The 21,519-nt window shown below is 63.7% G+C and carries 17 protein-coding genes; 12 read left to right on the top strand and 5 right to left on the bottom strand.

The window, feature by feature from the left end:
- Positions 1-3 precede the first annotated feature (3 nt).
- Both KHO53_RS18465 and mfd read right to left on the bottom strand, forming a co-directional pair.
- Positions 4-567, bottom strand: a complete 564-nt coding sequence (locus tag KHO53_RS18465) for a CsiV family protein (protein ID WP_010226960.1) — start codon at positions 565-567, stop codon at positions 4-6.
- 10 nt (positions 568-577) lie between these two features.
- Positions 578-4,027 (bottom strand): transcription-repair coupling factor, encoded by a 3,450-nt coding sequence (gene mfd, locus KHO53_RS18460; RefSeq protein WP_213569919.1) that lies wholly within the window; start codon positions 4,025-4,027, stop codon positions 578-580.
- Between the two features lie 169 nt (positions 4,028-4,196).
- On the opposite strand from mfd, the gene KHO53_RS18455 reads away from it, so the two are divergent.
- The 3 genes from KHO53_RS18455 (at position 4,197) to sthA (ending at position 8,399) form a co-directional block, all read left to right on the top strand.
- Positions 4,197-5,660, top strand: coding sequence for a glyceraldehyde-3-phosphate dehydrogenase (locus tag KHO53_RS18455; protein ID WP_010226956.1), 1,464 nt, complete (start codon positions 4,197-4,199; stop codon positions 5,658-5,660).
- A gap of 72 nt (positions 5,661-5,732) precedes the next feature.
- Positions 5,733-6,731 carry an FAD:protein FMN transferase gene (locus KHO53_RS18450; RefSeq protein ID WP_213569918.1) on the top strand — a complete coding sequence of 333 codons (999 nt, stop codon included), beginning with the start codon at positions 5,733-5,735 and terminating at the stop codon, positions 6,729-6,731.
- A gap of 273 nt (positions 6,732-7,004) precedes the next feature.
- A complete protein-coding gene (gene sthA, locus KHO53_RS18445) occupies positions 7,005-8,399 on the top strand; it encodes a Si-specific NAD(P)(+) transhydrogenase (protein ID WP_010226951.1) in 1,395 nt (464 codons plus the stop codon).
- A 42-nt stretch (positions 8,400-8,441) separates the two neighbouring features.
- Here the strand turns inward: sthA and KHO53_RS18440 are convergent, their stop codons facing one another.
- The gene (locus tag KHO53_RS18440; protein ID WP_010226949.1) at positions 8,442-9,164 is read right to left on the bottom strand and encodes a glycerophosphodiester phosphodiesterase; all 723 of its coding nucleotides are present in this window, start codon (positions 9,162-9,164) and stop codon (positions 8,442-8,444) included.
- 28 nt (positions 9,165-9,192) lie between these two features.
- Complete coding sequence (locus KHO53_RS18435; RefSeq protein WP_010226946.1) at positions 9,193-9,780, bottom strand: PilZ domain-containing protein; 588 nt, start codon at positions 9,778-9,780, stop codon at positions 9,193-9,195.
- 94 nt (positions 9,781-9,874) lie between these two features.
- On the opposite strand from KHO53_RS18435, the gene KHO53_RS18430 reads away from it, so the two are divergent.
- From KHO53_RS18430 to KHO53_RS18390, 9 genes are all read left to right on the top strand, one after another.
- On the top strand, positions 9,875-11,125 hold the full coding sequence (locus tag KHO53_RS18430; RefSeq protein WP_036996404.1) for a lipoprotein-releasing ABC transporter permease subunit: 1,251 nt from the start codon (positions 9,875-9,877) through the stop codon (positions 11,123-11,125).
- Positions 11,126-11,132: 7 nt separating this feature from the next.
- Entirely contained in the window at positions 11,133-11,816 is a 684-nt protein-coding gene (gene lolD, locus KHO53_RS18425) for a lipoprotein-releasing ABC transporter ATP-binding protein LolD (RefSeq protein ID WP_174242301.1), read from the top strand.
- A gap of 72 nt (positions 11,817-11,888) precedes the next feature.
- Complete coding sequence (locus KHO53_RS18420) at positions 11,889-13,133, top strand: lipoprotein-releasing ABC transporter permease subunit (RefSeq protein ID WP_159388955.1); 1,245 nt, start codon at positions 11,889-11,891, stop codon at positions 13,131-13,133.
- A gap of 173 nt (positions 13,134-13,306) precedes the next feature.
- Positions 13,307-14,194: an urea transporter gene (locus KHO53_RS18415; RefSeq protein WP_213570588.1), complete on the top strand. Its 888-nt coding sequence runs from the start codon at positions 13,307-13,309 to the stop codon at positions 14,192-14,194.
- A 44-nt stretch (positions 14,195-14,238) separates the two neighbouring features.
- Positions 14,239-15,063, top strand: a complete 825-nt coding sequence (locus KHO53_RS18410; RefSeq protein ID WP_010225098.1) for an ion transporter — start codon at positions 14,239-14,241, stop codon at positions 15,061-15,063.
- 93 nt (positions 15,064-15,156) lie between these two features.
- Positions 15,157-16,158, top strand: coding sequence for a sulfate ABC transporter substrate-binding protein (locus KHO53_RS18405; protein ID WP_010225096.1), 1,002 nt, complete (start codon positions 15,157-15,159; stop codon positions 16,156-16,158).
- A 159-nt stretch (positions 16,159-16,317) separates the two neighbouring features.
- Complete coding sequence (locus KHO53_RS18400; RefSeq protein WP_213570587.1) at positions 16,318-16,704, top strand: DUF2946 domain-containing protein; 387 nt, start codon at positions 16,318-16,320, stop codon at positions 16,702-16,704.
- Positions 16,705-16,806: 102 nt separating this feature from the next.
- Positions 16,807-18,975 carry a TonB-dependent receptor gene (locus KHO53_RS18395; protein ID WP_213570586.1) on the top strand — a complete coding sequence of 723 codons (2,169 nt, stop codon included), beginning with the start codon at positions 16,807-16,809 and terminating at the stop codon, positions 18,973-18,975.
- 10 nt (positions 18,976-18,985) lie between these two features.
- On the top strand, positions 18,986-20,449 hold the full coding sequence (locus KHO53_RS18390; RefSeq protein ID WP_213570585.1) for a PepSY domain-containing protein: 1,464 nt from the start codon (positions 18,986-18,988) through the stop codon (positions 20,447-20,449).
- A gap of 62 nt (positions 20,450-20,511) precedes the next feature.
- Here KHO53_RS18390 and KHO53_RS18385 read toward each other — a convergent pair whose 3' ends face one another.
- Positions 20,512-21,441 carry a class I SAM-dependent methyltransferase gene (locus KHO53_RS18385; protein WP_213570584.1) on the bottom strand — a complete coding sequence of 310 codons (930 nt, stop codon included), beginning with the start codon at positions 21,439-21,441 and terminating at the stop codon, positions 20,512-20,514.
- Between the last annotated feature and the right edge of the window lie 78 nt (positions 21,442-21,519).

The raw sequence follows: 21,519 nt of genomic DNA, 5'->3' as shown, positions 1-21,519 counted from the left end.
GGGTTACTGCTCCATCATCTCCGCAGGCGCAGTGGGAGCGCTGGCTGGCCGATTGGCCGTGACCTTGAGCAGCAGGGCCAGGTGGCCGCCGTCGAGGAAGGTCAGTTCTCCATTCTTGATGGTGCTGTTGCTCTGCTTGAGCGGTTCGCTCAAGGTCACGCTGCCGTTGCCGTCGAACTGGTTGACCCAGAAACTGGCATCAACGGCGATGAAGCGTTCTTCCTTGACGGTCAGGTTGCCCTCGATGGGGAACTGGCCGAAGTGTTCTTCGCCGTCGCTGATCGCCACTGTGCCGGCATCCTGTTTCCAGGCTTTGTGCAGCAGCACGGTGTACTGGTTCGGGTCGGCGGCAAGCTTGGCCGCCTCGTCGGTGAGCGCTGGTTGGCGCAGGTCACCCTCGGCGACGATCTGGGCGCCATTGCGCCAGTCTTCCGGGGCCGACTTGCTGGTAATCGCCGGCACGGCGTTCTGCCGTACCAGGATCATTTCGACCTGATAGGCGCCATTGGCAAATGCCGTCGGGGCAATCAGTGCCAGCAGCAGGGTCAGGCTACGCGTTGCACGCATGGATCTTCCTTCACGCAGATTGTGGGGTCAGGCGCTCGAACAGCGCCTCAAGGTTGTTGAAGCGTTCTTCCGGGCGCTCCATCGGCACCAGGAACTTGAATTGGGTGGCGCCTTCGAACTTGTAGCGTTTGGGCTGGCCCTGGATCAGCTTGATCAGCACCAGCGGATCGACCGGGGTCTGGGCTTCGAATTCGATCTTGCCGCCGTTGGGGCCGGCGTCGACCTTCTTGATGCCGAGTTTTTCTGCCTGCAGCTTGAGCAGGGTCAGGCGCACCAGGTTCTTGGTCGGTTCCGGCAGCAGGCCGAAGCGGTCGATCATCTCTACCTGCAGGTCCTTCAGGCCGTCTTCGTCCACCGCCGAGGCGATGCGCTTGTAGAGGATCAGCCGCGCATGCACATCCGGCAGGTAGTCCTCGGGAATCAGTGCCGGCAAGCGCAGGTTGATTTCCGGGCCGCCGCCCAACGGCTGGTCGAGGTTTGGCTGGGTGCCCTTGCGGATGGCCTTGACCGCGCGTTCGAGCATTTCCATGTACAGGGTAAAACCGACCGCCTGGATCTGCCCGCTCTGGCCTTCGCCGAGCAGCTCGCCGGCGCCGCGGATCTCCAGGTCATTGGTGGCCAGGACAAAGCCAGCCCCCAGGTCCTGGGTGTTGGCGATGGCTTCCAGGCGCTTTTCGGCGTCCGGGGTGATTTGCTGGCGCGGCGGGGTGAGCAGGTAGGCATAGGCCTGGTGGTGACTGCGCCCGACCCGGCCGCGCAACTGGTGCAACTGCGCCAGGCCGAACTTGTCGGCACGCTCGATGATGATGGTGTTGGCGCTCGGCACGTCGATGCCGGTCTCGATGATGGTCGAGGCGATCAGCACGTTGAAGCGCTTGTGATAGAAGTCGCTCATCACCTGTTCGAGTTCGCGCTCGCGCATCTGCCCGTGGCCGATGCCGATGCGTGCTTCCGGTACCAGTTCGGCAAGGTCGGCGGCGCATTTTTCGATGCTCTTCACATCGTTGTGCAAGTAGTAAACCTGGCCGCCGCGCAGCAGTTCACGCAGCAGCGCCTCCTTGACCGTGCTCTTGTTCTGCTCCATGACGAAGGTACGCACCGACAGCCGGCGCGCCGGCGGCGTGGCGATGATCGACAGGTCGCGCATGCCGGCCACGGCCATGTTCAGGGTGCGCGGGATCGGCGTGGCGGTCAGGGTGAGGATGTCCACCTCGCTGCGCAGGGCCTTGAGCTGCTCCTTCTGGCGCACGCCGAAACGGTGCTCTTCGTCGATGATCACCAGGCCCAGGTCCTTGATCTTGACGTCGTCCTGCAGCAGCTTGTGGGTGCCGATGACAATGTCGATCTTGCCTTCGGCCAGGTCCGCCACGGCTGCGGCGACTTCCTTGGGCGACTTGAAGCGGCTCATCACCTCGACCGTTACCGGCCAGTCGGCGAAGCGGTCGCGAAAACTGTTGTAGTGCTGCTGGGCGAGCAGGGTGGTCGGCACCAGGATTGCCACCTGGCGGCCGCCGTGCACGGCAATGAAGGCTGCGCGCATGGCCACTTCGGTCTTGCCGAAGCCGACATCGCCGCACACCAGGCGGTCCATCGGCTTGGCCGCGAGCATGTCCTCGCGCACCGCTTCGATGGCGCTTTGCTGGTCCGGGGTCTCCTCGAAGGGGAAGCCGGCGCTGAAGGTGGCGTAATCCACCGACGGGTCGGCGAAGGCATAGCCTTTGCGCGCGGCGCGGCGGGCATAGATGTCGAGCAGTTCGGCAGCGACATCACGTACCTGTTCGGCGGCCTTGCGCTTGGCTTTTTGCCAGGCTTCGGAGCCGAGCCGGTGCAGCGGCGCCAGGGCGTCGTCGCTGCCGGTATAGCGGGCGATCAGGTGCAGGTTGGCCACCGGCACGTAGAGCTTGGCGCCCTCGGCGTATTCGAGGGTGAGGAACTCGGCGGCCTGGTTGTCGATTTCCAGGGTCGCCAGGCCCAGGTAGCGGCCGACCCCGTGATCGATATGCACCACCGGCGCGCCTTCACGCAGCTCGGTGAGGTTCTTGATGACGGCATCGTTATTGGCGTCGCTGCGCTTGTCGCGGCGCCGGCGCTGCATCACCCGTTGACCGAACAGCGGGCTCTCGGCGACCAGGGCGATGGCCGGGTCATCCAGCAGCAGGCCTTCGTCCAGCGGTGCGATGGTGATCGCCAGGCGCTCCTTGCCGGCAACGAAGGCACTCCAGCTGTCGACGGTTTGCGGGCGCAGCTTCAGGCGCTCAAGCAGCTCCAGCAGCACTTCGCGACGGCCCGCCGACTCGGCGGTGAACAGCACGCGGCCAGAGAACTGCTCAAAAAAGCCCGACAGCGCTGCCAGCGGCTGGTTGGCCTTGGCTTCGATGGCAAGGTTGGGCAGGACCTGGGCCGGGAAGCGCTCGCGGCCGACGCCGCTGTCGACGTCGTCCTGGCTGACCACCACGCGCGGCCAGCTCTTGAGCCGGGCGAAACAGTCCTCAACCGGCAGGAACAGTTCGGCGGGCGGCAGCAACGGTCGCGCCGGGTCGATGCGGCGTTCCTCGTAGCGGTTGCGCACATCGCTCCAGAAGTGCTCGGCGGCCTGTTCGACGCCCGGCAGGGAGAACACCTGGGTGTCCTGGGGCAGGTAGTCGAACAAGGTCGAGGTGTCTTCGAAGAACAGCGGCAGGTAGTACTCGATACCGGCCGGGGTGATGCCGCTGGAGAGGTCCTGGAAGATCGGGCTGCGGCGGAAGTCGACGTCGAAGCGCTCGCGAAAGCGTGCCTTGAAGCGCGTCACCGCCTCTTTTTGCAGCGGGAACTCGCGGGCCGGCAGCAGCCGCACCGAGTCGACCTTGTCGATCGAGCGCTGGGTTTCCGGGTCGAAGGTACGCAGGGTCTCGATTTCGTCATCGAACAGGTCGATGCGGTACGGCAGCTTGCTGCCCATCGGGAACAGGTCGATCAGTGCGCCGCGTACGGCGAACTCGCCGTGCTCGTACACGGTATCGACGCAGCGGTAACCGCTGGCTTCAAGGCGCGTGCGCATCTGCTCGACATCAAGCTTCTGGCCGATGTCCAGCACCAGGCTGCTGCCGAGTAGAAAGCGCGTCGGTGCCAGGCGGTGCAGGGCCGTGGTGATCGGCACCACGAGAATGCCGTGATCGAGCTCCGGCAGCCGGTACAGGCTGGAAATGCGCTGGGAGATGATGTCCTGGTGCGGCGAGAACAGGTCGTAGGGCAGGGTTTCCCAGTCGGGGAAGGGCAGTACCGGCAGCTCGGGCGCAAAAAAACGCAGCTCCTGCTCGAGGCGGTCAGCGCTCTGGCTGTCGGCGGTCAGCAGCAGGGTGAAGCGTTTGGCGGCGCTGGCCGCTTCGGCAATCGCCAGGCTCAGGGCGGCGCCCGGCAGGTTGCCCCAGGTTTGTTTGCCGGCAGTGGCCGGCAGGTGCGGTAGACGCAGAACAGGCACGGGAGGTCGAGCTCCAAGCGTTGCGACAAAGACGCCAATTGTACCGGGCGCAGGCCCGCGCTGTCAGGTTTGTGCAGGCTAAAAGCATGTAGTGGATTGTCGGCGACAGGCGCTCATTGCCCGATGGGCTGCGGGGCGTCATAATGTAGCCCCTTTTTTCTGTCCCTACATGTGGAAGGTTCCCGTGACTCAGAAGCCCGACCAGTGTCTTGGTGAGTGGATTGATCGTGAAGCGCTTGCAGAAGCGATGATCCCGCTTATCGGTCAGCTCTACCGCAATAACAATGTGGTGAGCTCGATCTATGGCCGTAGCCTGATCAACCGCTCGGTGATCTCGATCCTCAAAGCGCACCGCTTTGCCCGTCATCGCCAGACCGACGAAACCGAACTGTCTGTACACGAGACATTCCCGCTGCTCAAAGCCATGAGCGAGCTGAAACTGGGCGCCGCTTCGGTCGACCTGGGCAAGCTGGCCAACAAATTCAAGCAAGAAGGCAACGGCCGTAGCGCCGAGCAGTTCGTGCGCGAAGAAATGGCTGACGTGGTTGGCCAGCAAAACGCTTCGGCGCGCAAAGGCACTGACGTTGTCCTCTACGGCTTCGGTCGTATCGGCCGTCTGCTGGCGCGTATCCTGATCGAGAAAACCGGTGGTGGCGACGGCCTGCGTCTGCGCGCCATCGTCGTGCGCAAAGGCGCCGAGAACGATCTGGTCAAGCGTGCCAGCCTGCTGCGTCGTGACTCGGTACATGGCCCGTTCGATGGCACCATCACCATCGACGAAGCCAACAACACCATCACTGCCAACGGCAACCTGATCCAGGTTATCTACGCCAAGAACCCGAGCGAAGTCGACTACACCCAGTACGGCATCGAGAATGCCCTGATCGTCGACAACACCGGTGTATGGCGCGACGCCGACGGCCTGGGCCAGCACCTGGCCTGCCCGGGCGCTGCCCGCGTGATCCTCACCGCACCTGGCAAGGGCGCGCTGAAGAACATCGTGCATGGCATCAACCATGGCGAAATCAGCGCTGATGACAAGATCATCTCCGCGGCTTCCTGCACCACCAACGCCATCGTTCCGGTGCTGAAGGCGGTCAACGACAAGTTCGGCATCATCAACGGTCACGTTGAAACCGTTCACTCGTTCACCAACGACCAGAACCTGATCGACAACTTCCACAAGGGCAGCCGTCGTGGCCGTGCCGCGCCGCTGAACATGGTTATCACCGAGACCGGTGCCGCCACTGCAGCTGCCAAGGCACTGCCAGTGCTCAAGGGCAAGCTGACCGGCAACGCGATCCGCGTACCAACGCCGAACGTGTCGATGGCTATCCTCAACCTGAACCTGGAAAAAGCCACCAGCCGCGAAGAGATCAACGAGTACCTGCGCCAGATGGCCATGCACTCGGACCTGCACAAGCAGATCGACTACGTGAGCTCCCAGGAAGTGGTCTCCACCGACTTCGTCGGTTCCCGCCACGCCGGTGTGGTCGATGCCGAAGCCACCATCTGCAACGAAAACCGTGTTGTCCTGTACGTCTGGTACGACAACGAATTCGGTTACAGCTGCCAGGTAGTGCGCGTGATGGAAGACATGGCTGGCGTCAATCCGCCTGCTTTCCCACGCTAAGCTTGGCTTGGTTGTGAAAGACGGGAACCTCAGGGTTCCCGTTTTTTTTGCCTGAAATTTCCAGGAGGCTGGATGCGTAGAACAGTGTTGATAGGCGCGTTGCTGAGTCTGGCCGGGTGCGGGCAGGGCAACACCCTTGAACGCATCAGTGGCCCGACCATGGGTAGCAGCTACACCGTGCAGTATGTGCGCACGCCCCAGGGGCCGGCGCCGGAGCAGGTCAAGCGCGAGGTGGAGCGGATTCTCGAAGGCATCGACAAGCGATTTTCCACCTACCGCAGCGACTCGCTGATCGAGGCCTTCAACAGGCTGCCGGCCAACAGCTGCCAGTCGATGCCGGCCGATGTGCTGGCGCTGGTGCGGGTTGGCGAGCAGCTGGCGCAGCAGAGTGACGGGGCGTTTGACCTGACCGTGGAGCCCTTGCTCGACCTGTGGGGCTTCGGCCCGCAGTCACGCAGGGAAAAAGTGCCGGATGCCCAGGCCCTGGCCGCCACGCGCCAACGGGTCGGGTATGGGCATTTGCGCATAAACGGTGAGCAGCTGTGCAAGGATGCACCGGTGGAAGTCGACTTCAACAGCATCGCTGCCGGGCATGCGGTGGACCTGCTGGTGACGCGGCTAAAAGCCCTGGGCATCGCGGATTTGCTGGTCGAAGCGACCGGTGAACTCAAGGCGATCGGACGCAAACCTGATGGCAGCAAATGGAAGGTGGCCCTGGAGCTGCCGGGTGCTGACCGCCAGATTGCCCAGCAAGTGCTGGCCGTGGACGGTTTTGCTGTGTCCACCTCCGGTGACTATCGCAATTATTTCGAGGAGAATGGCCTGCGCTATTCACACACCTTCGATGCGCGCCTTGGGAGGCCGGTGAAACACGACCTGGCGGCGGTGACGGTATTTGACCGTTCGACGCTGATGGCCGATGGGTACTCGACCTTGCTGTTGATCCTCGGGCCCGAGCAAGGCTGGGAGTTTGCCCTCAAACACGGGATTGCCGCGGTGTTCGTGACCCGGGTTGCGGAAGGTTTCGTCTCCCGAAGCACGCCGGCGTTTGCCCAGGTGAACAAGCAGTAACCAGTTTTTGTGGGAGCTGGCCTTGCCAGCGATGCAGCCGACGCGCAATCGCTGACACTGCGCTGATGCCATCGCCGGCAAGGCCGGCTCCCACAGGGTTTGTGTAAATGACATGTAGTGCAGAGAAAAATAGCCTACGACGCGACCAAGGGTTAATGTGCGCGGCGTTCAAGCTTGATTAGACTGCACCCGAATTTTTTCATGGCGCCGCTGGCGGCATGAGGTAGCCCCGCCCGCCGATGTGGCGCGCAGGCCTGTTCTGAAGGAGTACGCATGGCTGTCTACAACTACGACGTAGTGGTGCTGGGTTCCGGCCCCGCAGGAGAAGGGGCGGCAATGAATGCTGCCAAAGCAGGACGCAAGGTGGCGATGGTCGATAGCCGTCGCCAGGTCGGCGGCAACTGCACCCACCTGGGCACCATCCCGTCCAAGGCCCTGCGTCACTCAGTGCGCCAGATCATGCAGTTCAACACCAACCCGATGTTCCGGGCCATTGGTGAACCGCGCTGGTTCTCGTTCCCTGACGTACTGAAAAGCGCCGAGAAGGTGATCTCCAAGCAGGTTGCCTCGCGCACCGGCTACTATGCGCGCAACCGCGTCGACGTGTTCTTCGGCACCGGCAGCTTCGCCGACGAGCAGACCATCGAAGTGGTCTGCGCCAACGGCGTGGTCGAGAAACTGGTGGCCAAGCACATCATCATCGCCACCGGTTCGCGCCCGTATCGCCCGGCCGATATAGATTTCCACCACCCGCGTATCTACGATAGCGACACCATCCTCAGCCTCGGCCACACCCCGCGCAAACTGATCGTCTACGGCGCCGGCGTGATTGGCTGTGAGTACGCCTCGATCTTCAGTGGTCTGGGTGTGCTGGTGGAGCTGGTGGACAACCGCGCTCAGTTGCTGAGCTTCCTCGACTCGGAAATTTCCCAGGCGCTGAGCTACCACTTCAGCAACAACAACATCACCGTTCGCCACAACGAAGAGTACGACCGTGTCGAAGGCCTGGACAACGGTGTGATCCTGCACCTCAAATCCGGCAAGAAGATCAAGGCCGATGCCTTGCTCTGGTGCAACGGCCGTACCGGCAATACCGACAAGCTGGGCCTGGAAAACATTGGCATCAAGGTCAACAGCCGTGGTCAGATCGAAGTCGACGAGAACTACCGCACCCACGTGCCGAACATCTACGGTGCCGGTGATGTGATCGGCTGGCCGAGCCTGGCCAGTGCCGCCCACGACCAGGGTCGCTCGGCTGCCGGCAGCATCGTCGACAACGGCAGCTGGCGGTTCGTCAATGATGTGCCGACTGGCATCTACACCATTCCGGAGATCAGCTCGATCGGCAAGAACGAGCAGGAGCTGACCCAGGCCAAGGTACCTTATGAAGTGGGCAAGGCCTTCTTCAAGAGCATGGCCCGGGCGCAAATCGCCGGTGAGCCGCAAGGCATGCTGAAGATCCTGTTCCACCGCGAAACCCTGGAAATCCTTGGCGTGCACTGCTTCGGCTACCAGGCGTCGGAGATTGTCCATATCGGCCAGGCGATCATGGATCAGCCGGGTGAGCGCAATACCCTGAAGTACTTCGTCAACACCACCTTCAACTACCCGACCATGGCCGAAGCCTATCGGGTAGCGGCTTACGACGGCCTCAACCGGCTTTTTTGAGCGGCTCCGGCCGGTGGCCTGAGCCGGCCGGGGAGACCGATTTCAGCGATTCTCGAGGGTGGCGCTGGCCAAACCGGGAAAGTCTGTAATCAGGCTGTCTACGCCGAAGTCGGCGAGCCTGCGCATCAGCGCCGGCTCGTTGACTGTCCACACCGACACGTGCAACCCCTGGCGCTGAGCCTTGATCAGGCGCTCGGGGGTGCACAGTGTCCAGTTCAACGCCAGCAAGTTGCAGTCATAGTTCTGGGCGACCTTCAGTGGGTCGAGCCAGGCGTATTCGGCGACCAGCCCCCTGGCAATATCCGGTGTCAGCTCAAGCGCTGCGCCCAGCACTTCCCGTGAGCTTGAGGTAATGGTGATCTTGTCGAGCAGGCCGAACTGCTGGGCCATTTCGCGGATTGCCAGCACGGTGGTGGCGGCGCGGGTGCGCGAGGCACTCTTGACCTCCAGTTGCCAGTGCTCGAAGTCGCACTTTTCAAACAGTTCTTCAAGGCGCGGGATAGGGCAGGGCGAGACCCAGCCCGGGCCGCCCTTGCGTGCATCATAGGTCGCAAGATCGGCCGCGAAATGCTCGACCACTTTGCCGCGCCGGCCCGTGGTGCGCTTGAGGCTCGGGTCATGGATCACCATCAGCTGGTTGTCGGCTGACAGGTGCAGGTCGAGTTCGCAGCGACGCACGCCGTGCCCGAGGCACTGCTGGAAGCTGGCGAGGGTGTTTTCGGGGGCTTCGCCCTTGGCGCCGCGGTGGCCGTAAATCGTGGTCACGTCTGTTCCTTCAACAAATAAGTGAAACTCAGGAGGCGCTTGGGTCGTTCTGTTCCAGGGCCTGGCGTCGTTGTTGCGCTTGGCGTTGCAGGATGTAGCGGGCCAGCAGCTGGCGCTGGGCATCGGTGGTGTCGATGAACTCGGTGCCGACCTCGTACTGGCCGTCGGCGTTGCGATCGCAATGGGTGACTTTGGCGCGCAGCAACAGGCCCAGGGCCTGGGGCATCAGCACCATCTTCACCGCGACGCAGGTGTCAGCAGCCAGCGGCTCGGCCTGGCTGAACTCGATGCCGCCTTCGGACAGCACCACCGCTTGCGGCGCGCTCAACTGCCCGAGCAAGGTCTGCGCGACCACGGCGCTGAGCAGGTCGATGCGTTTGTTCTGGGCCTTGAGAAAGGCGGCCAGGGTGCGGTCCTTGTCACTGAGCTGGCGCAGCAGGTGTTGGGATTCGAACTCGCTCAGGTGCAATTCACTGAGCAGGTTGAACAGCGGCGAAGTATCTTGCAACAAGTCCGTGCCAAGCGCTTCGGCGGCGCTCAACGGGCTAATTTCCAGTGCGATCCGATCCTCGATACGGTAGTATTCGCGGCGATCTTCTTCATCTAATGTCGACATGGCGAACCCATGGTAGCGGCGGTGGTCTGAGTGTAAAGCTGCTATTCAAGCCCCGCCACAAGGACGTTCCTCTTTCATCCGAACAAGCCCCGACATGTTCAGACCTCTCTTCGTATTCATCGGCACGCGTTATACCCGTGCCAAGCGTCGCAACCACTTCGTCTCGTTCATTTCCCTGACCTCGATGATCGGCCTCGCCCTGGGCGTTGTCGTGATGATCGTGGTGTTGTCGGTCATGAACGGCTTCGATCACGAGATGCGCACCCGGGTGTTGGGCATGGTGCCCCACGCCACACTGGAAACCGGCCAGCCGATCAACGACTGGCCGGCCCTTGCCAGTCAAGTAAAGCAGAACCCGCAGGTTCTGGCGGTGGCGCCCTTCACCCAGATGCAGGGCCTGCTGACCCATGACGGCAAGGTGCAAAAGGTGCTGCTCAACGGCATCGACCCGGCCCAGGAACGCCAGGTCTCGATCATCGACGACTTTATCCGCGAGGGTAAGCTCGATGACCTGGCCCCCGGCGAGTTCGGCATCATGATCGGCGACAAGGCGGCCACCAAGCTGGGTGTTGGCGTCGGCGACAAGCTGACCTTCGTCGCCCCCGAGGTCACCGTGACCCCGGCCGGCATGTTCCCGCGCATGAAGCGCTTTACCGTGGTCGGCATCTTTCATGTCGGCGCCGGTGAGATCGACGGCTACCTGGGCCTGACCAACCTCTCGGACCTGTCCCGCCTGCACCGCTGGAAGGCCGACCAGGTCCAGGGCCTGCGCCTGAAGTTCGACGACCTGTTCCAGGCGCCGCGGGTGGCCTGGGACATCGCCCAGAAGCTCGGCGAGCAGGAGTTCTATGCCCGCGACTGGACCCGCAGCCACGGCAACCTGTACCAGGCGATCCGCATGGAAAAAGCCATGATCGGCCTGCTGTTGCTGCTGATCGTCGCGGTGGCGGCGTTCAACATCATTTCCACCCTGGTGATGGTGGTCAACGACAAGAAGGGCGATATCGCCATCTTGCGCACCCTGGGTTCGACGCCCGGGCAGATCATGGCCATTTTCATGGTTCAGGGTACGGTGATCGGTGTGGTCGGCACCCTGATCGGCGCGCTGGTGGGCATCTTCGCCGCGCTCAATGTCAGCGCCGCGATCGCCGGCATCGAAACCCTGATCGGGCACAAGTTCCTCAATGCCGACGTCTATTTCATCGACTACCTGCCCTCGCAGATCATGGCCGAGGACGTGTGGATGGTCTGCGGTGCGGCATTGGTCCTGAGTTTCCTCGCCACCCTGTATCCGGCCTGGCGTGCGGCACGCACCCAGCCTGCGGAGGCGCTACGTTATGAGTGAGTTGGGCATGAGTGATAAAGCAGTGCTGAGTTGCCGCAACCTGGGCAAGTCCTACGAGGAAGGCCCGGAGAAGGTCCAGGTGTTGTCCGGCTTGCAGCTGGAGCTGCACCCGGGCGAGCGGGTGGCGATCGTCGGTAGTTCAGGTTCGGGCAAGAGTACCTTGCTCAACCTGCTCGGCGGCCTCGACACCCCGTCCGAAGGCAGCGTCTGGCTGGCCGGCGAAGAGCTCTCGGCGCTGGGCGAACGCGCCCGTGGCCTGCTGCGCAATCGCGCCCTGGGCTTCGTCTACCAGTTCCACCACCTGCTGCCGGAGTTCACTGCGCTGGAGAACGTGTGCATGCCGTTGCTGATCGGCCGCACCGCCATTCCCGAAGCACGTGAACGTGCCCAGGCGCTGCTCAAGCGCGTGGGCCTGGGGCATCGCCTGAGCCACAAGCCGGCCGAGCTGTCCGGTGGCGAGCGCCAGCGCGTGGCCATCGCCCGGGCCCTGGTCAACCGGCCGGGGCTGGTCATGCTCGACGAGCCGACCGGCAACCTCGACCATCACACCGCCCAGGGCATCCAGGACCTCATGCAGGAGCTGAGCAGCGCCTCGCAGACAGCCTTCCTGGTGGTGACCCACGATCTCAACCTGGCGCGCCAGATGGACCGAGTGCTGCGCCTGGATGACGGGCACCTGGTACCGATCTGATTGCCCGCGCAACGTGCCCGCCACCGTTAGGCGGGCACCTGGTTCCTTTTCTTTACCCGGGTGCTTTCGTTCATGTTCAGACCCTTGTCTATTTTCATCGGCGCGCGCTACACCCGCGCCAAGCGCCGCAACCATTTCATCTCGTTCATCTCCATGACCTCGATGATCGGCCTGTCCCTGGGCGTGCTGGCGATGATCGTGGTGCTGTCGGTGATGAATGGCTTTCAGCGCGAAATGAGTTCGCGCATCCTCGGCATGGTGCCGCACGCCAGCGTGCTCGGTGCCCAGCCGCTGGATGACTGGCGGCCAGTGGCGGCCGAAGCCTTGAAGAACCCTGAAGTGGTCGCTGCCGCACCGCTGACCGAGATGGAAGGCATGTTGTCCTACAAGGGCGCGATGCAGCCGATCCAGGTCAGCGGCATCGACCCGGCCGAGGAGGGCAAGGTCTCGATCGTGGCCCAGCATATCGTTCAGGGTCGCCTCGAAGACCTCAAGCCGGGCGAGTTCGGCGTGGTCATCGGCGAAATCACGGCACGGCGTTTTCGCCTCAACGTCGGCGACAAGCTGACCCTGATCGTGCCGGAAGTCAGCAGCGCGCCAGGTGGCATCACCCCGCGCATGCAGCGCCTGAACGTGGTCGGGGTGTTCAAGGTGGGCGCCGAACTGGACGGCTCGCTGGGCCTGATGCACATGGCCGACGCCGCGCAGATGCAGCGCTGGGCGCCGAACCAGGTGCAGGGCGTGCGCCTCAAGGTCAAGGACCTGTACGCCGCGCCGCAGGTGTCCAAGGCGATTACCGCGAGCCTTGGCGAGCAGTACCGCGCCGATGACTGGACCCATACCCAGGGCAGTCTGTTCAGCGCCATGAAGATGGAAAAGACCATGATTGGCCTGTTGTTGCTGCTGATCATCGCCGTGGCGGCGTTCAACATCATTGCCACGCTGATCATGGTGGTCAATGACAAGGGCGCCGACATCGCCATCTTGCGCACCATCGGCGCGACGCCGGCGCAGATCATGGGCACCTTCATGGTCCAGGGCAGCCTGATCGGTATCGTCGGTACCTTGATTGGCGGCGTGCTCGGGGTGATCGCGGCGCTGAACGTCAGCCAGATCGTCGGCTGGCTGGAGCGCGTCAGCGGCCAGCATATCTTCACCTCGGACGTGTACTTCATCAGCACCTTGCCGTCCGAGCTGCAGTGGGGCGACGTGGCGCTGATCTGCAGCGCCGGCTTGATCATGAGCTTCCTGGCGACGCTGTACCCGGCGTGGCGGGCATCGCAGGTGGAGCCGGCGTACGCCTTGCGTTACGAGTGATGACAGGTGCGGCCGCACTGCGGCCGAGGGGGGGGGGGGGGGGGGGGGGGCCCCCCCCCCCCCGGGGGGGGGGGGGGGCGGGCCCCCCCCCCGCGATGAGTGCAACACAAACCCCAGGTGGGACAACCCGGCCCAAAGAGGCGCCCCACTCCACATCAACCCAGACTGCCCCCATGTACACCAAGAATTTCGTCAACCCGTGCCCCGACTGGGCCACGGCCTTGCTCAACGGCTTCAGCCAGGTGCTGCTGCAGCGCAATCCGCTGTGTGGCCTGTGCTGCTTGCTGGCGATTACCCTGACCGCGCCCGACCTGGTCGGTGGCGCCTTGCTCGGTGCCCTCGCCGGGCTGCTGACCGCCCAGCGTCGCGGCTACAACCGCAGCGACCGCCAGGCCGGCCTGTACAGCTACAACGGCGTGCTGATCGGCCTGTTGATCAGCTATGCCCTGCCCTGGTCGGCGATCCTGCCGCCTCTGATCATCGCCGCCGGCGGCCTGAGCAGCATGCTCGTGCACCAGTGGCTCAAGCGCGCCGGCCCCCGGCAACTGCTGCCCGCCTACACGGCGCCGTTCGTCTTGCTCGGCTGGGCTGCGCTGGCCATGGCCGAACCCGCCAGCGCCGCCAGCACCAGCGTCGAGGCCAACCCGCTGTTCGCCCTGACGCGCGGTCTCGGGCAGATCTTCTTGCTCGACCAGCCCCTGGCCGGAGGGCTGATCGCCATCGGCCTGCTGATTTCCAATCGCTACGCAGCAGTCTGGGCCCTGCTCGGCTCGGCCATCGGCGGCAGCGTGGCGTTGCTCGGTGGCGAAGCGATGGCGGCCTATAACGGCCTGTTCGGCTTCAACGCTGCCCTTGCCGCCCTGGCCTTCAGCCAAGAGCGCCAGCGGCCCTGGTTGCCGCTGCTGGCCATCGTCCTGGCGATTGCCCTGCAACCGGCGTTCAGCCTGCTGCCAGTGCCCGGTCTGACCGCGCCGTTCATCCTCGCCTGCTGGCTGCTGCACGGCGGTGGCCGCCTGCTGCGCCTGCCGGCGTCCCACAGCCGGCGTCGCTTGCACAGCTGAGGTGCAGCCCCTAGGCTCTGCCCATCTGCCTTTGGAACGAGCCTATGGACACCCCTTCGAGCTGGCGCGAGCGGCTCTACGTCATCGTTTTTCAAACCGACACGGTCGCCGGCCGGCGCTTCGACAGCATCCTGCTGCTGATCATCCTTGCCAGCCTGGTCACGGTGATCCTCGACAGCATCGACGAGGTGCACCAGCGCTATGCCGGGGTACTGGCGGCCATCGAATGGGGTTTTACCGCGATCTTCCTGGTCGAGTACCTGATCCGCCTGTACTGCTCGCCCAAGCCCTTGCGCTACGCCTTCAGTTTTTATGGCCTGGTCGACCTGCTGGCGATCGTGCCGGGGATCATCGCCCTGTACTACAGCGACGCCCAGTACCTGCTGATCATCCGCGTCATCCGTATGCTGCGGATCTTTCGCGTGCTCAAGCTCAGCCCGTACCTCAAACAGGCCCATTACCTGCTCGCGGCCCTGCGCGGCAGCAAGCAGAAGATCATCGTGTTCTTGCTCAGCGTCTCGACCCTGGTCACCGTGTTCGGCACCCTGATGTACGTGGTCGAGGGCCCCGAGCATGGCTTTACCAGCATCCCCAAGGGCATCTATTGGGCCATCGTCACCCTGACCACCGTCGGCTTTGGCGACATCGTGCCCAAGACCCCGCTGGGCCAGGTGCTGTCATCGATGGTGATGATCACCGGTTACTCGATCATCGCCGTGCCCACCGGGATTTTCACTGCGGAGCTTGCCAACGCCATGCGCGGCGAACAACTGCAGCACGACTGCCCGGTGTGCCGGAAAAACAGCCATGAACACGGCGCCGCGTTCTGCTCGCGCTGCGGCAATGCGCTGTTCAGGAAAACGCTATAAGCAAAGCACTTTTTAATCTTTTAGCGCCTAAAGCCCAACCGCTATAGTCGCTGGCATAATGCCTTTAACGCCAACTCGAACAAGGAATGCGCAGTGAAAAAACTCTTCAGTGCCTCGCTTCTGGCCGCCGGCCTCGCCTTCGGCTCCCTGGCCCAGGCCGCTCCGGCACCGTTGCTGAACGTCTCCTATGACGTGATGCGCGACTTCTACAAGGACTACAACGCCGCGTTCCAGAAGCACTGGGAAGCCGAGCACAAAGAGAAAATCACCGTGCAGATGTCCTTCGGCGGCTCCAGCAAGCAGGCCCGTTCGGTGATCGATGGCTTGCCGGCCGACGTCATCACCATGAACATGGCCACCGACATCAATGCCCTGGCCGACAACGGCAAACTGGTCCCGGATAACTGGGTCACGCGCCTGCCGAACAACAGCGCGCCGTTCACCTCGGCTACCGTGTTCATCGTCCGCAAGGGCAACCCCAAGGCCCTGAAAGACTGGCCCGACCTGCTCAAGGACGGTGTCCAGGTCATCGTGCCGAACCCGAAAACCTCCGGTAACGGCCGCTACACCTACCTCTCGGCTTGGGGCTATGTGCTGAAGAACGGTGGTGACGAGAACAAGGCCAAGGACTTTGTCGGCAAGCTGTTCAAGCAGGCACCGGTGCTCGATACCGGTGGCCGCGCCGCCACCACTACCTTCATGACCAACCAGATCGGCGACGTGCTGGTGACCTTCGAGAACGAAGCCGAGATGATCGCCCGCGAGTTCGGTCGCGATCAGTTCGAAGTGATCTACCCAAGCGTTTCCGCCGAGGCCGAGCCGCCGGTGAGCGTGGTCGACAAGGTGGTCGACAAGAAAGGCAGCCGCGCCACCGCCGAGGCCTACCTGAAGTACCTGTGGTCGCCAGAGGCTCAGGAAATCGCCGCCAACAACTACCTGCGTCCGCGTGATGCGGCGGTACTGGCCAAGTACACCGACCGCTTCCCGAAAGTCGACTTCCTCTCGGTGGAGAAGACCTTCGGTGACTGGCGCACCGTGCAGAAAACCCACTTCAACGATGGCGGGGTTTTCGACCAGATCTATACCGGACAGTAAGGGCCTCATCGCCGGGCAAGCCCGCTCCTACTGAATGTGTAGGGGCGGGCTTGCCCCGCGACAGCTTCGCGCAATACAACCCGCCGCCGCAGAAAGTCACCGAACAACAGGCCTGATTCGGCTTTAACGCCTGCGGGCATCGGTGCTAAAGTCGCGGCCATGAACCGCTCCCCCTCCGACCGCCCGCTGATTGCCTGGACCTTGTACTTCTGTGTCCTGTTCAATCTGTTCGCCTGCGGTTTCGGTCACGGGCAGATGATGGGCTTGCAGCTCAATGGCATTGGCGGCGCCTATTGCTCAGCCATGGGCAGCGCCGGGCCGACACTGAAAAGCGATTTCGGCGATCAGGCAGTAGCCGGCTGGGACAGCATGCAGACCTGCCCGGTGTGCGCCGCCGCCGTGGTGTGCCTGGGCCTTGCGCTGGTTATCGGCTGGCTGCTGGCGGTCAGCCGTGTACGCCGCTATCACCGCGAACTGCGCAGCAAGGCGCCGCCGCGTTATTGCTGGCCCGCCGCCAATCCCCGCGCCTCCCCGCTTCTGGCTTGAATCTCCTGGCAGCTCCCCGGGCTGCCTGAAACCGGCCGTTTTTTTGCTGCGCCTGCCTGACAGGTGCAGGCGGCCGTTGGCTCAATTTCCAGAGTGTGATTCATGCCCTACTCCTATCGCCTGTCCGGTTGCGCGGCACTGCTGTGCGCGCTGTCCTTCAATGCTGTGGCCGAGGCGCCGCTGACCTTGCCTGACCTGCGCATCAACAGCCGCGCCGACGCCGAAGACGGCGTACTGCTCGACACCCCTTCGCAAACCGGCTCGCGCCTTGGCCTGACCCCGCGGCAAACCCCGGCTTCGGTGAACATCGTCAACCGCCAGCAGATCCAGCAGCGCGGCGCCCAGACCACCCAGGACGTGCTCAACGGCGTGCCCGGCATGACCGCTGCCTCGCCGCCCGGCTCGGCAGGTTCGGTGGCGTACCGGGGTTTTTCCGGGGCGCAGATCACCCAACTGTTCAACGGTATCAGCGTGCAGTACGACTCCATCGCCGCGCGCCCGGTGGACAGCTGGATCTATGACCGGGTCGAAGCCGTCGGCGGGCCGTCGAGCTTCCTCTTCGGTGCCGGTGCCGTCGGCGGCTCGATCAACTACATCACCAAGCTGGCCAGTCGTGACGAGAACTTCAACGAAGGGCGGATCACGTACGGCTCCTACGACAGCAGCGAAACCTCGTTCGGTTTCAACCATGCGCTCAACGACGGCGACGGCATCCGCAACTATGCGCGCCTGGATTTCAGCCACAGCAAAAGCAATGGTTATGTCGATCGCGAAGAGCGCGATGCCTGGACCGTGGCGTTCTCGCTGCTAACCGACATCAACGACCAGCTGTCCCACACCCTGGCCGTGGAGTATCAGAACGAAACGGTCGACAGCCCCTATTGGGGCAGCCCGGTGCTCAACCCGCTGGGTGGCGAAATGAAGGTCGACGAGAGCCGCCGCTTAGAGAACTACAACGTCGAGGACGGCCGCTACGAACAGCGCGTGCGCTGGCTGCGCTCGATCACCGACTACCGTTTCAACGACACCACCTCGCTGCGCAACACGCTCTACCACTACAACACCGAGCGTAACTTCCGTAACCTCGAAACCTACGCCTACAACGCCGACAACAGCCGGGTAAACCGCTCCAACGCGCTGCTGCAACGCCACGACCAGGAACTCAACGGCAACCGCTTCGAGCTGCTCCACGAAGGCCAGTTGTTCGGCTTGAACAGCCAGTGGTCGGCGGGCCTGGACTACAGCCACAACGTGCAGATGAGCTACCCGCGCTCGATCACCGGCATTTTCGACAGCGTCGACCCGGCCACCTTCGAACCCGGGCATTTCTATGATCTGAACGGCATGGTCCCGGGCTATCAGAAGAACCGCGAGAACACCGTCGACACCTGGGCGGCTTTCGTCGAAAACCGTCTGCAGCTGACTGAGCGCCTGTCGCTGCTCACTGGTTTGCGCTACGACCATATCGACCTCGATGTGCATAACTACCGCACGGTCGATGCCAACAACCCGCTGGACTTCCAGCGCAGCTACGAGCCCACCACCGGGCGCATCGGCCTGGTCTACGAGCTGACCCCGGCGGCCAACGTCTACGTGCAGTACAGCACCGCCGCCGACCCGCCCTCGGGCATGCTCAGCACCGCCAGCTTTGCCTCGGTACGCGACTTCGACCTGAGCACCGGCAAGCAACTGGAAGTGGGCAGCAAGTTCAGCTTCCTCGACGGTCGTGGCGCCGCCACCGTCGCCGCCTACCAGATCGAGCGCAAGAACCTGGCCACCGCCGATGCCGCCAACCCCAGCGTCACCCAGCCGGTGGGCAAGCAGTCTTCGCGCGGGGTCGAGGTGGCCGCCTCGCTGCATGTCACCCCGAAGCTGTTGGCCGAGGGTAACTTTGCCTATGTCGACGCCCAGTACGATGAGTTCAACGAGAACGTCGGCGGTCGCTCGATCTCGCGCAAGGGCAACACCCCGACCAACATCCCCGAGCGGGTTGCCAACCTGTGGCTGACCTACGACATCGACCCGAGCTGGCAAGTCGGTGCCGACAGCCGCTATGTATCTTCGGTGTATGCCGATGCAGCCAACACCCGCTATGCGCCGTCATACACGATCTTCGGCGCCTTCCTCGGCTTCAAGGTCGATGACGACACGCGCATCACCGCCCGGGTGCGCAACCTGACCGACGAGGTGTACGCCCGCTGGACCTCTGCGAGCATGCTCTACCTCGGTGCCCCGCGCACCCTTGAGCTGGCCGTGCAGACGCACTTCTAGGACGCCACCGATGAAACGTTACCTGTACCTGTGGCACCGCTGGCTGGGCATCGGGCTGTGTCTGTTCATGGCGCTGTGGTTCTTTTCGGGGATGGTCATGCTGTATGTCGGCTACCCCAAGCTGACCCCGCGCGAGCACTTCGCCCATCTACCAGCATTGCGCCTGACAGACTGCTGCGTCGACCTCGGTACTGCCCTGCGCAGTGCCGATGCCGAACGCAGCCCCGCGAGCATCCGCCTGAGCATGGTGGCCGCGCAGCCGCGCTACCTGTTCAGCTATCCGGGCCGCGCCAGCGTGGCGGTGGATGCCCGCACGGGCCAGCGCCTGCAACCGATCGAGCGCGAACAGGCCCTGGCCAGTGCTCGTCAGTACGACGCCGTGGCCACGGCCAGCTATCGCGGCGCAGTGTATGAGGACCTGTGGAGCCACTCTCGCGCCCTCGACGCCGAGCGCCCGTTGCAGCGGGTACAGCTCGACGATGGCGAGCGCACCCTGCTGTACATCTCCGGGCACACCGGCGAAGTGGTGCGCGATGCCAGCGCCGTGGAACGCGGCTGGAACCTGGTCGGCGCCTGGCTGCACTGGCTGTACCCGTTGCGTGGCATCGGCGTGGACGGCCTGTGGAGCAATCTGGTGATCTACCTGTCGCTGGCCGCCACGCTGATGGCAGTGCTCGGTGCGGTGATCGGCTTCCTCCGTTGGCGCCTGCGCAAGCCCTATCGCAGTGGCTCGCGCTCGCCCTACCGTGGGTTTGCCCGTTGGCACCATATCGGCGGCTTGCTGTTCGGCGTGCTGGCGATCACTTGGATCTTCAGCGGCCTGATGTCGATGAACCCGTGGCGGCTGTTCAGCAGTTCAGTGCCGCTGAACGTTGCGGCGTATCAAGGCGGGCCGTTGTCGGCGGCGGCTTTTCCGGTGTCTGCCAGTGAAGCGCTGATGCGCTTTGACCAACAGGGCTTCAACGCACGTGAACTTGAGTGGCGCTTGATCGCTGGCGCGGGATACCTGGTCGGTCATGACGGCGCCGGGCGCACCCGGGTGCTGTCGATGGCCGACGGCCAGGTGCTCGAGCGCCTGCCCAGGGAGCTGCTCGAGCATGCAGCGCAAGCGTTGCTGCCACAGGACCAGATGCACAGCGAGCAGCTAGAAGCCTACGACTTCTACTACTACGCCAGGGCCGAACAGAGCATGCTCGGGCACCTGGAAAAACGCTTGCCGGTGTTGCGCGTGCGCTTTGCCGACCCGCAGCAGACCTGGCTGCATCTGGACCTGTACACCGGCGAGGTACTGGGCGTGCTCGACCAGCCGCGGCGCGTGTCGCGCTGGTTGTTCTCGTTGCTGCACAGTTGGGACTGGCTGCCGCTGTTGCAACAGCGCCCGCTGTGGGATGCCTGGATGATCGCCTTCAGCCTGGGCGGGTTGGTGCTGAGTGTCAGTGGTGTGGTGCTCGGCTGGCGACGGTTAGCCAAGTAGGAGCGGGCTTGCCCCGCGATGCGCGATGGCTGACAGAATGCTATCGCGGGGCAAGCCCGCGCCTACACAAGGTCCCTGAACACCAACGCCTTGAGCCCGCCCGCCGGATCGCTGTCGGGGAACTCCGGCGGGTTGGCCAGGCGTTCGACGAAGGTCAACCCCGGCGCTTCTGCGGCCATGCCGTCGACGAGGAAGTCCGGGCCGATCGCCGGGTCGTTGACGCAGGCCAGCACCGTGCCGCCGTCGTTCAACAGTTCCGGCAGGCGCCGCAGGATCTTGCGGTAATCCTGGGTCAGGACGAAGCTGCCTTTCTGGAAGGTCGGCGGGTCGATGATGATCAGGTCATAGGGCCCGGACTTGCGCACCTTACCCCACGACTTGAACAGCTCATGGCCTAGAAAACTCACCTTGCCCAGGTCATGGCCGTTATGCCGATGGTTGTCGCGCCCGCGGCTCAACGCCGAACGCGCCATGTCCAGGTTCACCACCTGCTCGGCACCACCGGCAATCGCCGCCAGCGAGAACCCGCAGGTGTAGGCGAACAGGTTGAGCACGCGCTTGCCCGCCGCCTGCTCGCGCACCCAGCGCCGGCCATAACGCATATCGAGGAACAGCCCGGTGTTCTGCTTAAGGCCCAGGTCCAACTGATAACGCAGGCCGTCCTCATCGATCAGCCAGTGCTCACAGGGTGTGCCGAGCAACCACTGCCCGGGGCTGTCCGGCAGGTAGCGATGCTGGAGCAGAATCGCCTGGCCACTCCAGCAGGGTGCTTCGGCCAGGGCCAGGAGCATGTGCTCCAGCGCCGGCAACTGGCCCTCGGGCGGCTCGCGAAACAGCGACACCAGCAGCACGCCCTGCAACCAGTCCACCGTGATCTGCTCAAGCCCCGGCCAGCAGCGCCCGCGCCCGTGAAACAGGCGGCGGGTTTCGGCCGGCGCCGGGTCAAGGGCGGCGAGCAGGTGCTGGTGGAGGGTGTCGATCACAGAGGTCATGGGCAGATTCAATCGGGTAAAGCCGCCTATTCTACCCTGCCCCGCCGGTGACAGCAGGCCGTTCGGCCATTGATGAAC

This window comes from Pseudomonas sp. RC2C2, assembly GCF_018390435.1.
GTDB classification, from domain to species: domain Bacteria; phylum Pseudomonadota; class Gammaproteobacteria; order Pseudomonadales; family Pseudomonadaceae; genus Aquipseudomonas; species Aquipseudomonas donghuensis.
Note: the sequence above shows the minus strand (reverse complement) of the source record. Positions and strands in the feature narration are given on the sequence as shown.

Coding starts and splice junctions, on each gene's coding strand:
- KHO53_RS18465 (WP_010226960.1), bottom strand. CDS start 567: ATGCGTGCAACGCGTAGCCTGACCCTGCTGCTGGCACTGATTGCCCCG.
- KHO53_RS18400 (WP_213570587.1), top strand. CDS start 16,318: ATGAACCGCTCCCCCTCCGACCGCCCGCTGATTGCCTGGACCTTGTAC.
- KHO53_RS18390 (WP_213570585.1), top strand. CDS start 18,986: ATGAAACGTTACCTGTACCTGTGGCACCGCTGGCTGGGCATCGGGCTG.
- KHO53_RS18410 (WP_010225098.1), top strand. CDS start 14,239: ATGGACACCCCTTCGAGCTGGCGCGAGCGGCTCTACGTCATCGTTTTT.
- KHO53_RS18435 (WP_010226946.1), bottom strand. CDS start 9,780: ATGTCGACATTAGATGAAGAAGATCGCCGCGAATACTACCGTATCGAG.
- lolD (WP_174242301.1), top strand. CDS start 11,133: ATGAGTGATAAAGCAGTGCTGAGTTGCCGCAACCTGGGCAAGTCCTAC.
- KHO53_RS18395 (WP_213570586.1), top strand. CDS start 16,807: ATGCCCTACTCCTATCGCCTGTCCGGTTGCGCGGCACTGCTGTGCGCG.
- KHO53_RS18420 (WP_159388955.1), top strand. CDS start 11,889: ATGTTCAGACCCTTGTCTATTTTCATCGGCGCGCGCTACACCCGCGCC.
- KHO53_RS18415 (WP_213570588.1), top strand. CDS start 13,307: ATGTACACCAAGAATTTCGTCAACCCGTGCCCCGACTGGGCCACGGCC.
- KHO53_RS18455 (WP_010226956.1), top strand. CDS start 4,197: ATGTGGAAGGTTCCCGTGACTCAGAAGCCCGACCAGTGTCTTGGTGAG.
- KHO53_RS18430 (WP_036996404.1), top strand. CDS start 9,875: ATGTTCAGACCTCTCTTCGTATTCATCGGCACGCGTTATACCCGTGCC.
- KHO53_RS18385 (WP_213570584.1), bottom strand. CDS start 21,441: ATGACCTCTGTGATCGACACCCTCCACCAGCACCTGCTCGCCGCCCTT.
- KHO53_RS18450 (WP_213569918.1), top strand. CDS start 5,733: ATGCGTAGAACAGTGTTGATAGGCGCGTTGCTGAGTCTGGCCGGGTGC.
- sthA (WP_010226951.1), top strand. CDS start 7,005: ATGGCTGTCTACAACTACGACGTAGTGGTGCTGGGTTCCGGCCCCGCA.